Below are 17,131 nucleotides of genomic sequence, written 5' to 3'. Positions count from 1 at the left end.
GGGTCAGACCGCGACGGCGGCCTTGATGTGCGGCCAGGGGGCGTAGTCGCTGAGGACGAAGTCCGACAGCTCATAGGCGAACAGGTCCGACTTGGGCGCGACGGTCAGGGTCGGCAAGGGCAGGGGTTGGCGGCTAAGTTGCAGCTCGGCCTGCTCCAGATGGTTCAGATACAGGTGGGCGTCGCCGAAGGTGTGGACGAAGTCGCCGGGCTCCAGCCCCAGCACCTGAGCCAGCATCAGGGTCAGCAGGGCGTAGGAGGCGATGTTGAACGGCACGCCGAGGAAGACGTCGGCGCTGCGCTGATACAGCTGGCAGCTCAGTTTGCCGTCGGCGACGAAGAACTGGAACAGGCAGTGGCAGGGCGGCAGGGCCATGTCGTCGACGTCAGCCGGGTTCCAGGCGCTGACGATGTGGCGGCGGCTGTTGGGATTGGTCTTCAGGCCGTGGACCAGCTTTTCGATCTGGTCGATGCTCTGGCCGTTCGGGGCGGCCCAGGAGCGCCATTGCTTGCCATAGACGGGGCCGAGGTCGCCGTTGGCGTCGGCCCATTCGTCCCAGATGCCGACGCCGTTGTCCTTGAGCCAGCCGATATTGGTCTCGCCGCGCAGGAACCACAGCAGCTCGATGAAGATCGAGCGCGTGTGCAGCTTCTTGGTGGTCAGAAGGGGAAAGCCCTTCGACAGGTCAAAACGGATCTGCCGCCCGAAGACGCCGAGAGTTCCGGTGCCAGTGCGGTCGTCGCGGCGCACGCCGTTGTCGAGGATGTCGCGCAGCAGGTTGAGATACTGCCACTCGGGGTGATCGGCCGGGGCCGCCCCGCTGAGCGTTTCCAGATCGGCGAGGGCGAGTGCGGCGGTCATGGGAAGGGAGGATGCCGCTGATTCGTGTCGCTGGGCAGACGTCTGATTCGCTTGCTCACAGAAAAGTCGGGTTCCTTATCCCCGCTCATCCCGGCGGACGCCGGGATCCAGTAAGAGCCACTGCACACCGAACCGAAATGACCTTGGATGCAGCCAAAGGACTGGATCCCGGCGTCCGCCGGGATGAGCGGTTACGAGAGGGCAACAGAAAAGCGCCCGCCGATGAGGTCAGCGGGCGCTCTTCCATTTAGTCGGTTCGGCCAGGATCAGCGACCCGGAGCCAGGCGTTCGTTCTGGACCCATCCGAGGTTGTCGTTGTCGTCAAGGACCTCCCACCAGGGGCCCTCGCGGTTGCCGGTCGGATAGAGGCGCAGGCCCGTGGGCAGGGCGCGCACGACCGAGCCGCCATTCGGCCGCGAGCGCAGCGTCGAGGCTTGCTGCACCGTATAGCTCTGGACCGGCGCTTCATGGGCCGGCGAGCCGCCGTCGAGGCCGCCCATCTGCATGACCATGTCGGCATAGGCCTGGATGAAGGCCTGCGACACGATGCGGCCGATCTCGGTGTTCTCGTAGCTGCCGCCGCCGAGCGCGCCCGCGCCGAAGCCGCCGGCGCCCAGGCCCCAGCTCATGTCGCTCTTGGAGGCGTAGCCTTCGGCCACGGCCGCCGTTTCCGAGGTGCGGACATTGGTCAGGGACAGGACCGTATTGGCCTCCATCCGGCGCGTGCGCAGACCGCCGACGATGGCGCCGGCGCGGCCGCCGATGGCGGCGCCGGCCAGGCCGGCCAGGGCGCTGCCGCCCGAGTTGGCGTTCTGGCTGGCGATTTCGCCGACGAGGACAAAGTCCGCCGCCCGCACCTGACCGCCGCCGACGTTGGAGCCACGCTGCAGGTTGCCGCCCGAGGCCAGTTCACGCTCGCGCTGGGCGACGCTCATGCCTGTGCCGCGGTCCACCAGGGTGAAGCAGCCCGAACGCTGGATCACGACGCGCAGCAGGGTTTGCGGCGGCGAAAGCTGCAGCTCGCGCCAGTAGTCGGACTGACCGTCGGCCAGGGTGAGGGTGCCCAGGCTGCGGGCGCAGCGCGGGATCTGGGCCATTTGCGCGTCCTGGGTCTGCTGGGCGTTGCTGCGGCGCGCCTGAGCTTCCGAGGCGGTCGGCAGGGCAGAGGCGGCCATCAGCACGGCCAGGGCGGGGGCGAGGCCGCGGGCCATCATAGGCTTGTTCAAGGTAAACTCCTGTAGGGTTCAAGCGCCGCCGCCCTGACATGAGCGGCGGGCGATGTTCAGTCTTCGGTCGTCAGGCGATCGCGCTGCAGCCACCCGACGTTGTCGTCGGCGTCCAGAACTTCGATCCAGTCTCCGTCTGTGTTGCCGGTCGGGAAGACGGTGTCCTCGGCGGCCATCGGGCGAACGACGTCGCCGCCCGGCGCGCTGCGCAGGATGGACGCTCTGGCGAGGGTGTAGCTGGTCGCGGCAGGTTGCGGGGCGCCGCGCTGTTCCTGACGCCCGCGTCCCGGCCGGGCGGGTTCAGGGCGACGCGCGGCCTGGGCGGCTTCTGCGCTGGCCTGGGCGCGGAGGGCTTCACGGTTGGCAAGGGTGACTTCCGGCACCGTCGAGCCCGTGCCGCCCAGGCTGGTCACGAGGTCGGCGTAGCCGCGAACGAAGGCCAGGGCGACGGTCTTGCCCTCATCCTCGGTCTCATAGCCGGCGCCGACGCGGCCGCCGAATTGATTGTCGCGGATGCGCAGGCGGCGCCAGTCGTCCTTGTTCGCCAGCGCGCGAGTGTAGCCCACGGTTTCCGCCAGGGGCACGCTGGACAGGGAGAAGACGACCTGAGCGCCCTCCTTGCCCTTGGCGAGGTCCTTCTTGAGGTCCTTGATGGCGTTGACGGTGCGATTGCTCAGCGCCTGGTCCAACTGATTGCCGGCCGCGTTGGCGCCCGCAGAGAGCATCTGGGACATGCCTGCGCCCATTTCGGCGCCTTCGCCCCCCGTGACCGCGGCGACGCCGGCTTGCAGCAGTATGCGCCCCCCACTGGAGGCCAGGGAGCCAAGCAGGCCCCGACGGCTGTCGCCGCTGTCCGCTTCGATCGGATTGGCCAACTCGGCGACCAGGACGAAATCTGCGGTGCGGATGCGCCCGGCGGCGCCCAGGCCGCGTTCGCGCTCGACCACGTCCATGCCCGGCCCGCGTTCGATCAATGTGAAGCAGCCGGATTCGCGGACCAGATAGCGCAGCAGTTCAGACGGCGCGCCGAGGCCCAGTTGATTGAACAAGGCCCCTTGGGTGTCGGCGATCGTCACCGTGCCGAGGTTCTGAGTGCAACGCGGCGTTTCGTTGATGACCGTCGCCGCCGACTCGTTGCTGCGGCGACCAAAGATCTGCGCTTCGGCCGGGGATGTCAGCAGGAGGGTCAAGGCGGCGGCAGTCAGACCGCGTGCAAAATGGGTCATGATTATGGCTTATGGTTGTTGAAAAAGCCTCATTTCTCTAGCTTTGCCATATCGAAAAAGCAACCGCGAGCCGTGGCGTTCAGCCCGCAAAGCCGCCTGATTTCAGGAAGATCGCCTCATCCTCGGTTGTTTCTCGACCCAGGGAGGCGTTGCGATGAGGGTATCGCCCGAAGCGGGCGATGATGTCGCGATGGATGACGGCGAATTTGAAGGTGTCCGGCGCTTCTTCCGGGTTCAGCAGGGTCAGAAGTCTTTCCTGGTCCGCCAGGGATTCGGAATGCATCAGGGGCATGAGGATGAAGGGGCGCAGGTCGGCGGCCACATGGCGGTCGTGCCCGCGTGCAATCGCCGCCTTGGCGAACATCAGCGCCAGTGAGTCGGTGGCGAACATGTGCGCGGTGTCGCGGAAGGCGTTGCGCGGCAGTTGATCCAGCAGAAGGATCAGGGCCAGCGCGCCCTCGGGCGTGGCGGCCCAATGATCGAGGTCGCGGCGGGCGGCGGCGAAATGCGCTTCCTGGAATCCTTCGATGAAGGCCGTATCGAAGGCGGCGTCCTTGGCGAACCACTTATCAGGTCCGGCTTTGATCCAGAAGGCGACGATGTCGGCGGGGTCAGGCAGGGGGCTCATGCCGCCAGCTTAGCGTGCACCGACGCGAAAGCACGGCCCCGCGAGGGGAAAATCATCTGACGATGTAAGGAAAAATGGTCGGAGTGAGAGGATTCGAACCTCCGACCCCTGCGTCCCGAACGCAGTGCTCTACCAGACTGAGCCACACTCCGACATTTCTTCCCGGCGCGGGCCAGAGGCCGTTGTTGCGTCGAGGAGGGGGCTTATAGCCACCCGTTCCGGACCTCGCAAGCGGGGATTTTGCGGCTTTTAAAAAAGTCGCTGCTCGATGAAAATTCTTTTGTTTTCAGTGTTGCATCCCCGAAAAGCTTGGCGTATTTCACCGCTCCTCGCAGCGACGAACTGCGGGGCGCACTGGTCCTGCTGGGGAATGGTGTAATGGTAACACTACGGTTTTTGGTACCGTCATTCTAGGTTCGAGTCCTAGTTCCCCAGCCAACCACCCGATGGTTGTAAACATCATCCAGAGATGTAGCCGCTCAATGATCTTGGGCGGCTTTTTTATTTCTCAGCGATACTCAGCAAGGTTCGGGTGTGGGGCGTCGGGCTGCGTGGGCGGTCTGTATTCCTGATTCCGTTGCAAGGTTTTAACCACCGCGCGGGCGATGCTCACGGCGTCCTCGCGCAGGTCGGGGACGGCGGTGGCTTCCCAGAACAGGCTGCGGGTCAGGGGACCGATGGCGAAAAGGCGGCTGTGGGTCGCCAGCCGCCCGTCGATCAGCCGCCCTTTGGCGTCGACCGCGAGACCGAGACCCAAGGCGGCGGGGGCGGCCAGCCCCTGTTTCAGCAGGTTTTTCAGCAGGGGATCGGTGCTGTGAACGATGTCGCCGCTCGGCCCGCTACAGTTGATCACCGCATCGAAGCGATGGGCGCGGGGCTGCAGATCGCCGCGACCGTGCAGAATCACCTCGACCTCGCTCTCGCCGGACGTAAGGGCGCTGATCCGGGCAGCCGTCACCTGCAGTTCCTCGGACGCCAGCATGGCCGTCACCTCGCGCGCGACGCCGGGGGCGAGGCGGTGGCGATGATTGTCCCATAAGGCCCGGAGATGCCGCAGGAAGCGGCTGCGTTCGGGCAGGGACCAGGCCGCCCAGAGGTCACGGGCGGAATGGCGCACGTCGTCGACGACGACGCGCCAGTCGTCTTTCAGGCCCGCCTGCCGAGCCTGTCTGAAGACCGCAGCGGGACTGCCGAGATACAGGCGACGAGGCGAGGGCATAGGCGTCGAGGCGTGACTGCGCGGCAGCAGACCGTGGCGCGAGGCGGCGGTGAAGCGGCGGCCGGGCCGGCGCAGGGCGATGGCGGTGTCCACCATGGTCAGACCCGTCCCGATCAGCAGGATGTCGTCGGCGTCGGCAGGCAGGGCGTCCAGGGCGCTCCACGGATCGCTGAGATAGCGTTGGGAGCCGATCAGGTCGGGGTCCAGACCGGGGGGTGCGGCTGGACTGAGGTTGCCCTGGGCCAGGACCACGGCGTCGGCGAACGTCGAGCTGCGGCCGTCCAGCATGATCTTCCAGCGGCCGTCGTCCGGGCGGATGGCGCTGACCTCGCCTCGGATCAGGCTCAGGCGTTGGCCGTCGCGGTCGGGGCGCAGGGCGTCGTCGAGTAGATGGGCCAGATAGCGGCCATAGTCGCCGCGCGTAATGAAGTCGTCGCGGGCGAACCAGGCGGGCTGCTCGGCCATCCAGTCAGTCAGATGATGCGGCCGGTCGGGAAAGGCGCTCATGTTCGACAGGCGGACGTTGAGCAGGTGCTTGGGGTTGCCGGTCGCATAGGCGGGACCGAGGCCGAAGACGCCGCGCCGTTCGATCAACTGCACCGAGAGGTCGGGCGACAGGCGCAGCAGGTTCAGCGTGGTCAGCAGGCCGCTGAACCCCGCACCGACGACCGCGACCGTCGGGCCGCTCATGCGCTTTTCGCCAGAACATGGAAGCGGCGGGGATGCAGCCGGACCGCTTCGCCGGGCGCCAGGGTCGTCAGGGGATCGCCGACAGGACGTTCCAGCTCCAGGCGGCGGCCATGCAGGGACACCGCCACGCGGGCGCGGTCGCCGCGCCTCAGGCTGGACATGACGATGCCGACCAGGCCCGTATCGCCGGCCTCCAGATCTTCGGGCCGGATGCAGAGGAAGGCGTCGCCGGTCGGGGCGTCGGACGGCGCGCGCCAGTCGTTCGACACGACCTCGCCCCGCGCCACGGTGGCCTGAAGCTGCAACCCTTCGCCGAGGAAGTCGTGGACGAAGGCCGAGGCGGGGCGGTCGTAGAGGCCTTGCGGCGTGTCGACCTGTTCGATGCGCCCCTGTTTCAGGATGGCGACGCGGTCGGCCAGTTCCAGCGCCTCCTCCTGATCGTGGGTGACGAGGACGGTCGTGACGCCGGTCTGCTCATGCACCTGACGCAGCCAGCGGCGCAGGTCGCGGCGGACGCGGGCGTCGAGGGCGCCGAAGGGTTCGTCCAGCAGCAGAAGGCGCGGTTCGATGGCCAGGGCGCGGGCCAGGGCGACGCGCTGACGCTGGCCGCCGGACAACTGACTGGGGTAGCGGGCGCCGTAACCCTCCAGCTGGATCAGCCGCAGCAAGTCCCGGACTCGGTCGGCGATCTCGGCGCGGCCGGGGCGGGTGGCGCGCGGGCGGACCTTCAGGCCAAAGGCGATGTTGTCGGCCACCGTCATGTGGCGGAACAGGGCGTAGCTCTGGAACACCATGCCGACGCGGCGCTCGCGCGGGCTGAGGGCCAGGAAGTCCTCGCCGTTGAACAGGACCTGCCCGGCGGTGGGGCTGTCCAGACCTGCCATGATCCGCAGCAGGGTGGTCTTGCCGGAACCGGAAGGGCCAAGCAGAGCCAGGAACTCGCCGTCGCGCACCGTCAGGCTGACGTCGTCCAGAGCGGGGGAGCCGTCATAGGCGCGGGTGATGGACTGGATGTCGAGGGTCATGTCAGCGCCGCCCCCTCGCGGCGAGGTCGTCGGCGTGGCGGTGCTCGAGGAAGGACTTCAGCACCAGGGTCACAAGCGCCAGAACCGCCAGCAGGGCGGCGGTCGCGAAGGCGCCGACGAAGTCGTACTCGTTGTAAAGAATCTCGACGTGCAGCGGCAGGGTGTTGGTCAGGCCGCGAATATGGCCGGACACGACTGATACGGCGCCAAACTCGCCCATGGCTCGGGCGTTGGCCAGCAGGACGCCGTACAGCAGGGCCCAGCGCACGTTGGGCAGGGTGATGAAGAAGAAGATGGCGGAGGGACGCGCGCCCAGCGTCAGGGCGGCGAGTTCCTCGTCCGACCCCTGTTGCTGCATCAGGGGGATCAACTCGCGCGCCACATAGGGCAGGGTGACGATGATCGTGGCCAGGACGATGGCGACCGGGGTGAACATGATCTGCAACCCGGTGGCGTTGAGCCAGGGCGCGAACCAGCCCGAGGCGCCGAACAGCAGGACCCAGACCAGGCCGGAAATGACCGGCGACACCGACAGGGGCAGGTCGATCAGGGCCATCAGCAGGGTCTTGCCGACGAAGTCGAACCGGGTGACGCACCAGGCGGCGGCCAGACCGAAGACGGCGTTCAGCGGCGTGGCGATGGCCGTGGTCAGCAGGGTCAGGCGGGCGGCCGACCAGACGTCGGGATGGGACAGGCTGGTGATGGCCGCGCCCAGACCTTTTCTCAGGGCCTCAACCAGGATGACGCCCAGAGGCGCCAGCACGATCAGGGTGAGCCACAGCAGGGCCAGACCGATGAGCAGCCGACGACTGGCCGTGCGGCGGCGATAGCGAGAGGGCGTCGCCGGGGGCGCGCCGGTCATGACCTCCACCGTCATACGCCTTGCCTCGCGATCAGGCCTTGCAGGCCGTTGAAGCCGAGCAGGATCAGGAAGGACAGGATCAGCATGGCCATGCCGATGGTCGCCGCGCCGGCGTAGTCGAACTGCTCCAACTGGGTGACGATGAGCAGAGGGGCGATTTCGGAGCGCAGCGGCATATTGCCGGCGATGAAGATGACCGAGCCGTATTCCCCGACCCCGCGCGCGAAGGCCAGACCGACGCCGGACAGCAGGGCGGGCAGGATGGCGGGCAGGATGACCCGCGTGGCGCTCTGCCACGGCGAGGCGCCTAGGGTCTCGGCGGCGGCCTCGACCTCCTGATCCAGATCCTGAAGCACGGGCTGGATGGAGCGGACGACGAAGGGCAGGCCGACGAAGATCATGGCCACGACCACGCCGACGGGGGTGTAGGCGATCTTGATCCCCAGCGGCGCCAGCAGGCCCCCGATCGGCCCGTTCTGGGCGTAGAGGGCGGTCAGGGCGATGCCGGCCACCGCCGTCGGCAAGGCGAAGGGCAGGTCGATGACGGCGTCGGCCAGCCGCTTGCCCGGAAACTCATAGCGGGTCAGCACCCAGGCCAGCAGGCCGCCCATGACCGCATTGACCGCAGCGGCGATGGCGGCGGCGACGAAGCTGAGCCTGAGGGCGGCCTGGGCGCGCGGTGAAGTGACGGCGGCGACGACGCCATCCAGTCCATGCTCCCAGGGCCTGATCGCCAAGGCCGTCAGAGGGATCAGCACGAAGAAGGACAGGTAGGCGACGGTGACCCCCAGCGAGAGGGAAAAGCCGGGCAGGGCGCTGGGCGCCTTCCAGAACGAGCGACCGGCCTGTCGGGTCATGGTCGTCGGCCGGGCTGATAGATCTGATCGAACAGGCCGCCGTCAGCGAAGTGGCGCTTCTGGGCGGCGGTCCAGCCGCCGAAATCGGAGATGTCGGCCAGCGTCAGGTGGGGGAAGCGGTCAGCGAAACGCGCCGCCACGGCCGGGTTACGCGGGCGATAGAAGTGCTCGGCGGCCAGAACCTGGGCGGGTTCATCATAGAGCTGGGCGAGATAGGCCTCGGCCCGGTCGCGCGTGCCCTTGCGGTCCACGACGCTGTCGACCACGGCCACCGGCGGTTCGGCCAGGATGGAGAAGGGCGGGGCGATGATGTCGACCTTGTCCGGCCCCAGTTCCTTGGCGGCGAGGAAGGCCTCGTTCTCCCAGGTCAGCAGGACGTCGCCGATGCCGCGCTGGACAAAGGTGGTGGTCGATCCGCGCGCGCCGGTGTCCAGCACAGGCACGCGGCGGAACAGTTCGGTGACGAACGCCTGAGCCGATTGCTCGGCGCCGCCTGGACGCCGCAGGGCGTCGGCCCAGGCCGCCAGATAGTTCCAGCGCGCGCCGCCCGAGGTCTTGGGATTGGGGGTGATGACCTCGACGCCGGGCTTCAGCAGGTCGGGCCAGTCGTGGATCCCTTTCGGATTTCCTTTGCGCACCAGAAACACGATGGTCGAAGTGTAGGGCGAGGCGTTGTCGGGCAGGCGGGTCTGCCAGTCGGGCTTGATAAGGCCGCGCGCGGTGATCTCGTCGATGTCGGAGGCCAAGGCTAATGTGACCACGTCGCCGGGCAGGCCATCGATGACGGCGCGGGCCTGCTTGCCCGATCCGCCGTGCGACTGTTCGACGGCGAAGGGCGCGCCGCCTTTTTCACGCCAGCGGGCGAGGAAGGCCTCATTGTAGGCGCGGTAGAATTCGCGCGTCGGATCATAGGAGACGTTGAGCAGGGCGGCCTGCGTCCCCTGGCTCTGGGCGCAGCCGCTGAAGGCCGGGGCGATGAAAGGAAGCGCGGCGGCGCCGATCAGAAGACCGCGGCGGTTGGGGATCAGGCCGGTCATTATGCGAGTTCCCTGACGTTTTCAGTCACCCAATGGGGAGTCGGCAGGCCCTTGCTGCGCAGGAACTCCGGATTGAACAGGCGAGAGGCGTAGCGCGTGCCCGGGTCGCACAGGACGGTGACGATGGTCTTGCCCGGTCCGAGGTCGCGGGCCAGTCGCACGGCGCCGGCCAGATTGACGCCCGACGATCCGCCCAGCGATAGGCCTTCGTGGGTCACGAGATCGAACAGAATGGGCAGGAATTCAGCGTCTTCGATCCGATAGGAGAAGTCGGGCGTGAAGCCTTCCAGATTGCCGGTGATGCGGGCCACGCCGATGCCCTCGGTGATCGAACTACCTTCACCGGTCATCTGGCCTTGAGTGAACCAGTTGTGGAGCGAGGCGCCGGCCGGGTCCGCCAGGCCGATCTTCACCGCCGGATTGCGCTCGCGCAGGAAGGCGGCGACGCCGGCCAGGGTGCCGCCGCTGCCGACGGCGCTGACGAAGGCGTCGACCTTGCCCTGGGTCTGTTCCCAGATCTCGGCGGCGGTGCCTTCATAGTGGGCGGCGCGGTTGGCCGTGTTGTCGAACTGATTGGCCCAGAAGGCGCCGTTTGGTTCGCTGAGGTTCAGCTTTCGCGCCACTTCTTCGGAGTAATGCACGAAGTGGTTGGGGCTGGAGAAGGGGGCGGCGTCCACCTCGATCAGCCGGGCGCCCAAGGCGCGGATGGCCAGCTTCTTCTCTTCCGACTGGGTGCGCGGCATGACGATGACCACGCGGTGGCCCAGAGCCGCGCCGACCAGGGCCAGACCGATGCCGGTGTTGCCCGCTGTGCCCTCGACGATCACCCCGCCGGGGCGCAACGCGCCCGAGGCCTTGGCCTTCTGCACGATAGACAGGGCGGCGCGGTCCTTGATGGACTGGCCGGGGTTCAGGAACTCCGCCTTGCCCAGAATCTCGCAGCCGGTGGCGTCCGACAGGCGGTTCAGGCGGATGAGCGGCGTGTCGCCGATGAGGTTGACGATGCTGGCGATGGACACGGGATGTCTCTGCTTCAGGTCTTGTAATGGGAGCGGGGGATGGGACGGAGAGAGAGCGTCAACAGGCCGGGGCCAGCGTCCGTCCGTGGATGCCGCACTCTGTTTTCTCCTGACCGGCCCAGCGACCGTCGCGGGCGTCCTCGCCGGTCTTGATGGCGCGGGTGCAGGGCCAGCAGCCGATGGAGGGGTAGCCCTGCTCGACCAGAGGGTGGCGGGGGAGTTGGTGATCGCGAAGCCAGGCCTCGATCTGCTCGGCGGTCCAACTGGCGAGAGGGTTGACCGTCAGCACCCCGTCAGCCGCCTCGAACGGTGCGAGCGACGCGCGGTGGGTGTTCTGGAAACGCTTGCGGCCGGTGATGCGGGTGTCGAACCCGGCCAGGGCCTGGGCCAGCGGCTGCACCTTGCGGACATCGCAGCAGGCGTCTGGGGCGCTGCGCCACAGGTCGCCGTTCGGGTCCGTCTTGGACAGGGCGGCGGCGTCGGGCGTGATGTCTCGCACGTCGGTCAAGCCGAGGCGGTCGGTCAGCGCACGACGATAGGCCAGGGTCTGAAAGAAGTGCTGACCGGTCTCGAGGAAGAGCACCGGCAGGTCGGGTTGAATGCGAGAGATCAGGTGCAGGAGCACCGCCGCCTCGGCGCCGAAGGAAGAGATGGCGGCGGCCTTGCGGCCCAGTTCCGGGGCCAGCGCTGCGCGCAGCAGGTCTTCCGAGTCAGCGTCGCCCCATTGGGCGTTCAGGCGCGCGGCCAGGGCGATGGCGTCGTCGCTGGCGGACGCGGCGTGGCGTTGACGCCAGACCAGACGGTCGTCGCTGGAAGCGGTTTGATAGGCCGCGCTGAAGGCCTGATCCATGCGCCGCCACGGCGTGGGGTCGGCGCCCGGCGCCAGTTCGACGGCGTCAAAGCCGCTGCGGCGCAGATGCCTGGCCTGATCGGGCAGGACCTTGCCCGCCGCGATCAGGCGGCCCTGATAGCCTTGGCCGCGCAGGATGGCGGCCAGCGAAAAGCCGCGTCCGTCACGAAAGGCCTCGAACTCCAGGATCAGGCTGTCATTGGCGGCGGCCGCCGCGCGGATGTCCTGCTCTGGCGTGGAAACACTCAGGCGGACGCCGTCCTGGGCTTGCTCAAGCAGTTGCATAGATCGGCTCATAGATGGCGGTGCGGAAGGGATCGGCGCCGAGGCGGCGGACCGTGTCGATGAACAGCTCGCCGTCGGTGCGGATCTCCAGATAGCGGTCCAGGGCGCGGGCGATGGCGGGGGCGACCTCGTCGGCGGGCAGGCTGCGTCCGACAATCTCGCCCAGAGCCGCCTGCTCGTCGGGCGAGCCGCCGACGGTGATCTGATAATATTCCTCGCCCTTCCGATCGACGCCGAGGACGCCGATGTGGCCGACGTGGTGGTGGCCGCAGGCGTTGATGCAGCCGCTGATGTTGATGCGCACCGGCCCGAGTTTTTCCTGCAAGGCCGCGTCGGCCAGCTGGCGCGACAGGGCCTGCGCCACCGGGATGGAGCGGGCGTTGGCCAGGCTGCAATAGTCCAGGCCGGGGCAGGCGATGATGTCGGTGGCCAGGTCGGCGTTGGCCGTGGCCAGACCGGCCTCGCGCAGGCGGCTCCATACAGCGTGGGCGTCCTCCAGCCGGACGTGCGGCAGGACCAAGTTCTGTTCGTAGGAGGCGCGGACTTCGTCGAAGGAATAGCGTTCGGCCAGGTCGGCGACGACCTCCATCTGATCCGCTGTGATGTCGCCCGGCACGCCATCAATGGGCTTCAGCGAGATGATGATGGCGCCATAGCCGGCCTGCTTGTGCGATCGCAGGTTTGAGCGGGTGAAGCGCGCGAACTCGGGGTTCAGGCGCCGGGCGCCGTCATAGGCGGGGCTGACGGCGGGCAGGGCCTCGAACGGCGGCGGGGTGAAATAGGTCTGTATGCGCGCCAGTTCTTCGTCGGGAATGTGCAGGTCTTCGAGGCGCAGGATGGCGAACTGGCGCTCGACCTCGTCGCGGAAGGCGTCGATGCCGATGGCGGCGACCAGGATCTTGATGCGCGCCTTGTGGATGTTGTCGCGCCGCCCCAGCAGGTTGTAGGCGCGCAGGATGGCGGTCAGATAGGCCAGCAAGGACTGCCCCGGCACCGCCGAGGCGATCTCTTGCGCGATGTGAGGCAGGCGCCCCTGACCGCCGCCGACGAAGACGCGAAACGCCGTCTGACCGTCCTCGCCGCGCACGATCTGAAGCCCCACGTCGTGGGTGCGGATTGCTGCCCGGTCCTTGGGCGCGCCGACAATGGCGATCTTGAACTTGCGCGGCAGGAAGGAGAATTCCGGGTGGATCGTCGACCACTGACGGATGATCTCGCACCACGGGCGTGGGTCTTCGATCTCGTCGGCGGCGACGCCGGCGAAGACGTCGGTCGTGACGTTGCGGATGCAGTTGCCGGAGGTCTGGATGGCGTGCATCTCGACCTCGGCCAAATCGCTGAGGATGGCCGGCAGGTCCTGCAGCGCGGGCCAATTGAACTGGATATTGGTGCGGGTGGTGAAGTGGCCGTAGCCCTTGTCATAGGTGCGGGCGACATGGGCCAGTTGGCGCATCTGACGGCTGTTCATCACGCCATAGGGGACCGCGATCCGCGCCATATAGGCGTGCAGTTGCAGATAGACGCCGTTCATCAGCCGCAGAGGCTTGAACTCGTCCTCGGTCAGCGCGCCGCTGCTGCGGCGTTCGACCTGATCGCTGAACTCCGCGATGCGCTCGCGGACCAGGGCGGCGTCGAACTCGTCATAGCGGTACATCAGGCGGTCTCGTTTCGGACGACGAAGCCGAGGCTGTGGCCGACCGTGGGGCCAGCCGAGCGGATGCGCTCCTTCAGCCGGTCGCGGCCGGTGGGGGTGCGGTCCTCGACCTCGATCAGGTAGGGATTGACGAAGACGGCCGGGCGCGACTGGGCCAGGGCCAGGGCGGTTTCGGCGGCCTCGGCGTCCAGCGGACGGGCGGCGGCGATGGTCTCGACGGCTGCGTCGGCCTCGCCCAGATAGATGACGCGCCCGTCATTGAGGCGGTTGGCGGTCAGCAGTTTCATGCGGCGACCTCGATCAAGGCGCGCTCTTCACTGGCGACGGCCAGGGCGGCGGTCTCGCCGATGAACAGCAGGGCCGGGCCGGTCAGATCCATGCGGGCGACCAGGGCGGCGAGGCCGTCGAGGCGACCCTTGAACGTGCGCTGTTCAGGGCGGCTGCCGTTCTCGACCACGGCGACGGGGGTGGCGCCGTCGCGACCGGCGGCGATCAGGCTGGAGGCGATGCCCTCGGCCTGACCGGATCCCATGTAGACGGCGAGGGTGTGGTTCGGCGCCGCCAGACGGGTCCAGTCCGCGCCCTGACCGCCCGGCTTGGGCTGGCCGGTCACGAAGGTGACGGCCTGGGCGTGGTCGCGATGGGTCAGGGGCAGGCCGGTGGAGGCGGCGCAGGCGAGGGCGGCGGTGATGCCCGGCACGACGATGGCCTCGATCCCGGCGGCGCGGACCGCCTCCAGTTCTTCGCCCCCGCGTCCGAAGACGAAGGGATCGCCGCCCTTCAGGCGAACGACGCGGTGGCCGGCGCGGGCCTCGTCGATCATCAGTTGTTCGATCTGATCCTGCGGCACCGAATGGTCGCCGCGCGACTTGCCGACATAGATGCGTTTGGCGTCGCGACGAGCGCGGTCCAGCACCTCGGTCGAGACCAGCTTGTCGTGGATGATGACGTCGGCGTCTTGCAGCGCGCGCAGGGCCTTGAGGGTCAGAAGTTCGGGATCGCCCGGCCCGGCGCCGACGATGTGGACCATGCCCTGGGCGGCCTCATCATGCGGCGAGGCGGCGACGTTCAACAGGCGGACCATCTCGCGGCGGGCCTCGGCCATGCGGCCGTCGGCGGCGAGGTCGGCGGCGGGACTGCGGAAGGCCTTTTCCCAGAAGCGGCGGCGCGCGAGGAAGTCGGGGATGGATTCCTTCACCGCGCCGCGCAGTTCGCCCGCCAGCTTGGCGACCGAGGCCACGCCCTGCGGCAAGACGGCTTCGATCCGGGAGCGCAGATCGCGGGCAAGGATAGGGGCGTTCCCGCCAGTGGCCACGCCCACGACCACGTCATCGCGGTCGATCAGGGCCGGGGTGTGGAAGTCGCTGGAGGCGGGTTGATCGACGATGTTGGCCTGGGCCCCGGCCTTGCGGGCGGCCTCGGCGATGTCGCGGGCGAGGGTGAGATCATGAAGGGCGATGAAGACCAGCCGGGCGCCGGTCAGGTCGGCTGCGTCGGGAATACGCGTCGCCGGCGTCGGAGCGCCCTGCGGCGTTTCCAGCGCAGCGGGCGCGCCGTCAGGGGTGAACCAGACCAGCTCAGCCGGGCTGCTCAGGAACAGTCGCAGCTTCGCCAGGGCCGGTTCGCCGGCGCCGACGACGACGACTTTCGTCCGTTCCAGGGGGATAGATGCCAGAAAGACGCGCATCGGACGATTCCATGATCTGCTGCCTTCCGCCTTCGCTATTGCGTGGCGGCTCGACATTCAGCATCCGTCGTGCACGATCCTTCCACAAACCAGATTGTCTTCGACGCCCTGATAGGTTTTCTACAAGCGCATGGTTCGACCGCTTTTGCCCCTCAACGCCCTGCGTGCCTTCGAAAGCGCGTCACGGCATCTCAACTTCTCGCGGACGGCGGATGAGCTGTCGGTGACGCCGGGGGCTGTCAGTCAGCAGATCCGCTTGCTGGAGGAGATCATCGGCGGGCCGCTGTTCACGCGAGAAGCGCGCGGGTTGCAACTGACCGAGCTGGGGCGGGCGGCCATGCCGCTGCTGCGCGAAGGGTTCGAGCGGCTGATGGACGCCTCGGCCATCCTGCGTGAGCCGCCGCTGAACCGGACGGTGGCGATCAGCGTCGCGCCGTCCTTTGCGTCCAAATGGCTGATGCCGCGCATGGACGATTTCCACGCCGCCCACCCGGACATCGAGGTCTGGATTTCCGCGGATATGGAGCCGGTGACTGTGGGCAAGGGCAAGGTCGATCTGGCCATCCGTTATGGTCCCGGCGACTATCCCGGCCATGTGGTCGAGCGCCTGCTGACCGAGACCGTGATCCCCGTCTGCTCGCCCGCCCTGATGGCCGCGCCGCACCCGATCCGCACCGCCGAGGACCTGACCCGGCACACCTTGCTGCACGACATGTCCGAGGACGGCGACGCCTCCCGGCCCGACTGGGCCATGTGGCTGAAGGCGCGGCACGCCAGCCATGCCGACGCTCGACGCGGCTCGCGTTTTGACCAGTCCAGCCTGTTGATCGAGGCGGCGGCGGCGGGACGGGGCGTGGCTCTGGCCAAGCGTACCTTGGCCCAGGCCGATCTGGCCACCGGGCGTCTGGTCGCGCCCTTCGCGGACGGCAGCCAGGTGCTGGGTTTCGCCTACTACGTCGTTCTTCCGAGGGACCGCCCGGCTTCGCCCGGAACCAAGGCCTTCGTGGCCTGGCTGAAGAAGCAGGCCATCGACTACGACAACAATCTGGACCAGCTCTGACACCGCCGTCAGATTTTCTGCACGGTCAAAACAGGATTGATCGTTTCCTCGACTGACGCGTCCCGCCCTATGTCGAAGGCCTTCAAGCAGGAGGTCGGTCGTGAGCGAAGTGGCAGTTCTGGAACGTTCCCGTGTCGCGGCGCCCGCGCCCTGGACGCCGCAGCGGGTGCGCTGGGTGCGGCGCTGGACCGATCATCTGTTCAGCTTCGCCATCGACCGGCCCGAGGACTTCCGCTTCCGCTCCGGCGAGTTCGTCATGATCGGCCTGCCGTCGCTGGACGGCGCGGGCAAGCCGACGCTGCGGGCCTATTCCATCGCCAGTCCGTCGTGGTCCGACGAGCTGGAGTTCTTCTCCATCCGCGTCGAGGACGGGCCGCTGACGTCGCGTCTGGTCGATATCCAGCCGGGTGACGAGGTCTTGCTGGGCAGGAAGCCGACCGGGACCCTGGTGCTGGACGCCTTGAAGCCAGGGCGTCGGTTGTTCCTGATAGGGACCGGGACCGGCCTGGCCCCCTGGCTCAGCGTGGCGCGCGATCCCGAAACCTATGAGCGGTTCGAGCAGGTGGTCGTCACCCATACGGTGCGTCAGGTCGCGGATCTGGCCTATCGCGACTTCCTGCAAACCGAGCTGTTTGAAGACCCTCTGGTCGGGGAAACGGCGCAGGGCCGTCTGACCTATTATCCGACCGTGACGCGCGAAGCGTTCGACACGCCGGGCCGCATCACTGACCGGATCACCAGCGGCGCCTTCTTCGACGATCTGGGCCTGGAGCGTCGGTTTGATCCGGCGTCTGACCGCATCATGCTGTGCGGCTCGACCGCCATGATCCGCGAGGCGGCGGCCCTGCTGGAAAGCCATGGCCTCAGCGAAGGCTCAAACGCCGAACCCGGCGACTATGTGCTGGAACGCGCCTTCGTCGGCTGACCCCGCAGATTTCCTATCGG

Annotated in this window: 16 protein-coding genes and 2 tRNA genes; 3 read left to right on the top strand and 15 right to left on the bottom strand. The window is 67.8% G+C overall.

The genetic code is table 11. The features are described from left to right. Positions 1-3 precede the first annotated feature (3 nt). From P0Y52_06865 to P0Y52_06845, 5 genes are all read right to left on the bottom strand, one after another. Complete coding sequence (locus P0Y52_06865) at positions 4-861, bottom strand: thymidylate synthase (protein ID WEK59255.1); 858 nt, start codon at positions 859-861, stop codon at positions 4-6. A gap of 266 nt (positions 862-1,127) precedes the next feature. Next, complete coding sequence (locus P0Y52_06860) at positions 1,128-2,087, bottom strand: CsgG/HfaB family protein (protein ID WEK59254.1); 960 nt, start codon at positions 2,085-2,087, stop codon at positions 1,128-1,130. A 56-nt stretch (positions 2,088-2,143) separates the two neighbouring features. After that, the gene (locus tag P0Y52_06855) at positions 2,144-3,313 is read right to left on the bottom strand and encodes a hypothetical protein (GenBank protein ID WEK59253.1); all 1,170 of its coding nucleotides are present in this window, start codon (positions 3,311-3,313) and stop codon (positions 2,144-2,146) included. 79 nt (positions 3,314-3,392) lie between these two features. Further along, the gene (locus P0Y52_06850) at positions 3,393-3,941 is read right to left on the bottom strand and encodes a DUF924 family protein (protein ID WEK59252.1); all 549 of its coding nucleotides are present in this window, start codon (positions 3,939-3,941) and stop codon (positions 3,393-3,395) included. Between the two features lie 75 nt (positions 3,942-4,016). Then, positions 4,017-4,093: transfer RNA gene (locus P0Y52_06845), tRNA-Pro, on the bottom strand. Between the two features lie 212 nt (positions 4,094-4,305). On the opposite strand from P0Y52_06845, the gene P0Y52_06840 reads away from it, so the two are divergent. Then, positions 4,306-4,379 (top strand) — tRNA-Gln (locus tag P0Y52_06840). A 70-nt stretch (positions 4,380-4,449) separates the two neighbouring features. Here the strand turns inward: P0Y52_06840 and P0Y52_06835 are convergent. From P0Y52_06835 to cysG, 10 genes are read right to left on the bottom strand one after another with little or no spacing between them, the layout of a single operon-like run. Continuing rightward, a complete protein-coding gene (locus tag P0Y52_06835) occupies positions 4,450-5,850 on the bottom strand; it encodes an FAD/NAD(P)-binding protein (GenBank protein ID WEK59251.1) in 1,401 nt (466 codons plus the stop codon). Beyond that, positions 5,847-6,875, bottom strand: a complete 1,029-nt coding sequence (locus P0Y52_06830) for a sulfate/molybdate ABC transporter ATP-binding protein (GenBank protein ID WEK59250.1) — start codon at positions 6,873-6,875, stop codon at positions 5,847-5,849. Before P0Y52_06830 ends, P0Y52_06835 begins: the two co-directional genes overlap by 4 nt. 1 nt (position 6,876) lies before the next feature. Next, positions 6,877-7,737 carry a sulfate ABC transporter permease subunit CysW gene (cysW, locus tag P0Y52_06825; GenBank protein WEK59452.1) on the bottom strand — a complete coding sequence of 287 codons (861 nt, stop codon included), beginning with the start codon at positions 7,735-7,737 and terminating at the stop codon, positions 6,877-6,879. An 11-nt stretch (positions 7,738-7,748) separates the two neighbouring features. Beyond that, entirely contained in the window at positions 7,749-8,594 is an 846-nt protein-coding gene (cysT, locus tag P0Y52_06820; protein WEK59249.1) for a sulfate ABC transporter permease subunit CysT, read from the bottom strand. Next, positions 8,591-9,631 (bottom strand): sulfate ABC transporter substrate-binding protein, encoded by a 1,041-nt coding sequence (locus tag P0Y52_06815; protein ID WEK59248.1) that lies wholly within the window; start codon positions 9,629-9,631, stop codon positions 8,591-8,593. The genes cysT and P0Y52_06815 overlap by 4 nt, the downstream gene beginning before the upstream one ends. Beyond that, positions 9,631-10,650: a cysteine synthase A gene (locus P0Y52_06810; GenBank protein WEK59247.1), complete on the bottom strand. Its 1,020-nt coding sequence runs from the start codon at positions 10,648-10,650 to the stop codon at positions 9,631-9,633. Before P0Y52_06810 ends, P0Y52_06815 begins: the two co-directional genes overlap by 1 nt. Before the next feature lie 58 nt (positions 10,651-10,708). Continuing rightward, a complete protein-coding gene (locus P0Y52_06805) occupies positions 10,709-11,785 on the bottom strand; it encodes a phosphoadenylyl-sulfate reductase (GenBank protein WEK59246.1) in 1,077 nt (358 codons plus the stop codon). Beyond that, entirely contained in the window at positions 11,772-13,439 is a 1,668-nt protein-coding gene (locus tag P0Y52_06800; protein ID WEK59245.1) for a nitrite/sulfite reductase, read from the bottom strand. The genes P0Y52_06805 and P0Y52_06800 overlap by 14 nt, the downstream gene beginning before the upstream one ends. Next, positions 13,439-13,726: a DUF2849 domain-containing protein gene (locus P0Y52_06795; GenBank protein WEK59244.1), complete on the bottom strand. Its 288-nt coding sequence runs from the start codon at positions 13,724-13,726 to the stop codon at positions 13,439-13,441. Before P0Y52_06795 ends, P0Y52_06800 begins: the two co-directional genes overlap by 1 nt. Further along, positions 13,723-15,126 carry a siroheme synthase CysG gene (gene cysG / locus P0Y52_06790; protein WEK59243.1) on the bottom strand — a complete coding sequence of 468 codons (1,404 nt, stop codon included), beginning with the start codon at positions 15,124-15,126 and terminating at the stop codon, positions 13,723-13,725. Before cysG ends, P0Y52_06795 begins: the two co-directional genes overlap by 4 nt. A gap of 130 nt (positions 15,127-15,256) precedes the next feature. Here cysG and gcvA point away from each other — a divergent pair, with 130 nt between their 5' ends. Then, the gene (gene gcvA / locus P0Y52_06785; protein WEK59242.1) at positions 15,257-16,186 is read left to right on the top strand and encodes a transcriptional regulator GcvA; all 930 of its coding nucleotides are present in this window, start codon (positions 15,257-15,259) and stop codon (positions 16,184-16,186) included. Between the two features lie 109 nt (positions 16,187-16,295). Further along, entirely contained in the window at positions 16,296-17,111 is an 816-nt protein-coding gene (locus P0Y52_06780; protein ID WEK59451.1) for a ferredoxin--NADP reductase, read from the top strand. The last annotated feature ends 20 nt before the right edge of the window (positions 17,112-17,131 follow it).

The organism is Candidatus Brevundimonas phytovorans, assembly GCA_029203145.1.
GTDB lineage: Bacteria > Pseudomonadota > Alphaproteobacteria > Caulobacterales > Caulobacteraceae > Brevundimonas > Brevundimonas phytovorans.
This window is presented reverse-complemented; position numbering and strand designations above follow the sequence as displayed.

Excerpts from the sequence above, each read along its gene's own strand:
- P0Y52_06865 (WEK59255.1), bottom strand. The coding sequence starts at position 861 with ATGACCGCCGCACTCGCCCTCGCCGATCTGGAAACGCTCAGCGGGGCG.
- P0Y52_06855 (WEK59253.1), bottom strand. The coding sequence starts at position 3,313 with ATGACCCATTTTGCACGCGGTCTGACTGCCGCCGCCTTGACCCTCCTG.
- P0Y52_06850 (WEK59252.1), bottom strand. The coding sequence starts at position 3,941 with ATGAGCCCCCTGCCTGACCCCGCCGACATCGTCGCCTTCTGGATCAAA.
- P0Y52_06835 (WEK59251.1), bottom strand. The coding sequence starts at position 5,850 with ATGAGCGGCCCGACGGTCGCGGTCGTCGGTGCGGGGTTCAGCGGCCTG.
- P0Y52_06830 (WEK59250.1), bottom strand. The coding sequence starts at position 6,875 with ATGACCCTCGACATCCAGTCCATCACCCGCGCCTATGACGGCTCCCCC.
- cysW (WEK59452.1), bottom strand. The coding sequence starts at position 7,737 with ATGACCGGCGCGCCCCCGGCGACGCCCTCTCGCTATCGCCGCCGCACG.
- cysT (WEK59249.1), bottom strand. The coding sequence starts at position 8,594 with ATGACCCGACAGGCCGGTCGCTCGTTCTGGAAGGCGCCCAGCGCCCTG.
- P0Y52_06815 (WEK59248.1), bottom strand. The coding sequence starts at position 9,631 with ATGACCGGCCTGATCCCCAACCGCCGCGGTCTTCTGATCGGCGCCGCC.
- P0Y52_06805 (WEK59246.1), bottom strand. The coding sequence starts at position 11,785 with ATGCAACTGCTTGAGCAAGCCCAGGACGGCGTCCGCCTGAGTGTTTCC.
- P0Y52_06800 (WEK59245.1), bottom strand. The coding sequence starts at position 13,439 with ATGTACCGCTATGACGAGTTCGACGCCGCCCTGGTCCGCGAGCGCATC.
- P0Y52_06795 (WEK59244.1), bottom strand. The coding sequence starts at position 13,726 with ATGAAACTGCTGACCGCCAACCGCCTCAATGACGGGCGCGTCATCTAT.
- cysG (WEK59243.1), bottom strand. The coding sequence starts at position 15,126 with ATGCGCGTCTTTCTGGCATCTATCCCCCTGGAACGGACGAAAGTCGTC.
- gcvA (WEK59242.1), top strand. The coding sequence starts at position 15,257 with ATGGTTCGACCGCTTTTGCCCCTCAACGCCCTGCGTGCCTTCGAAAGC.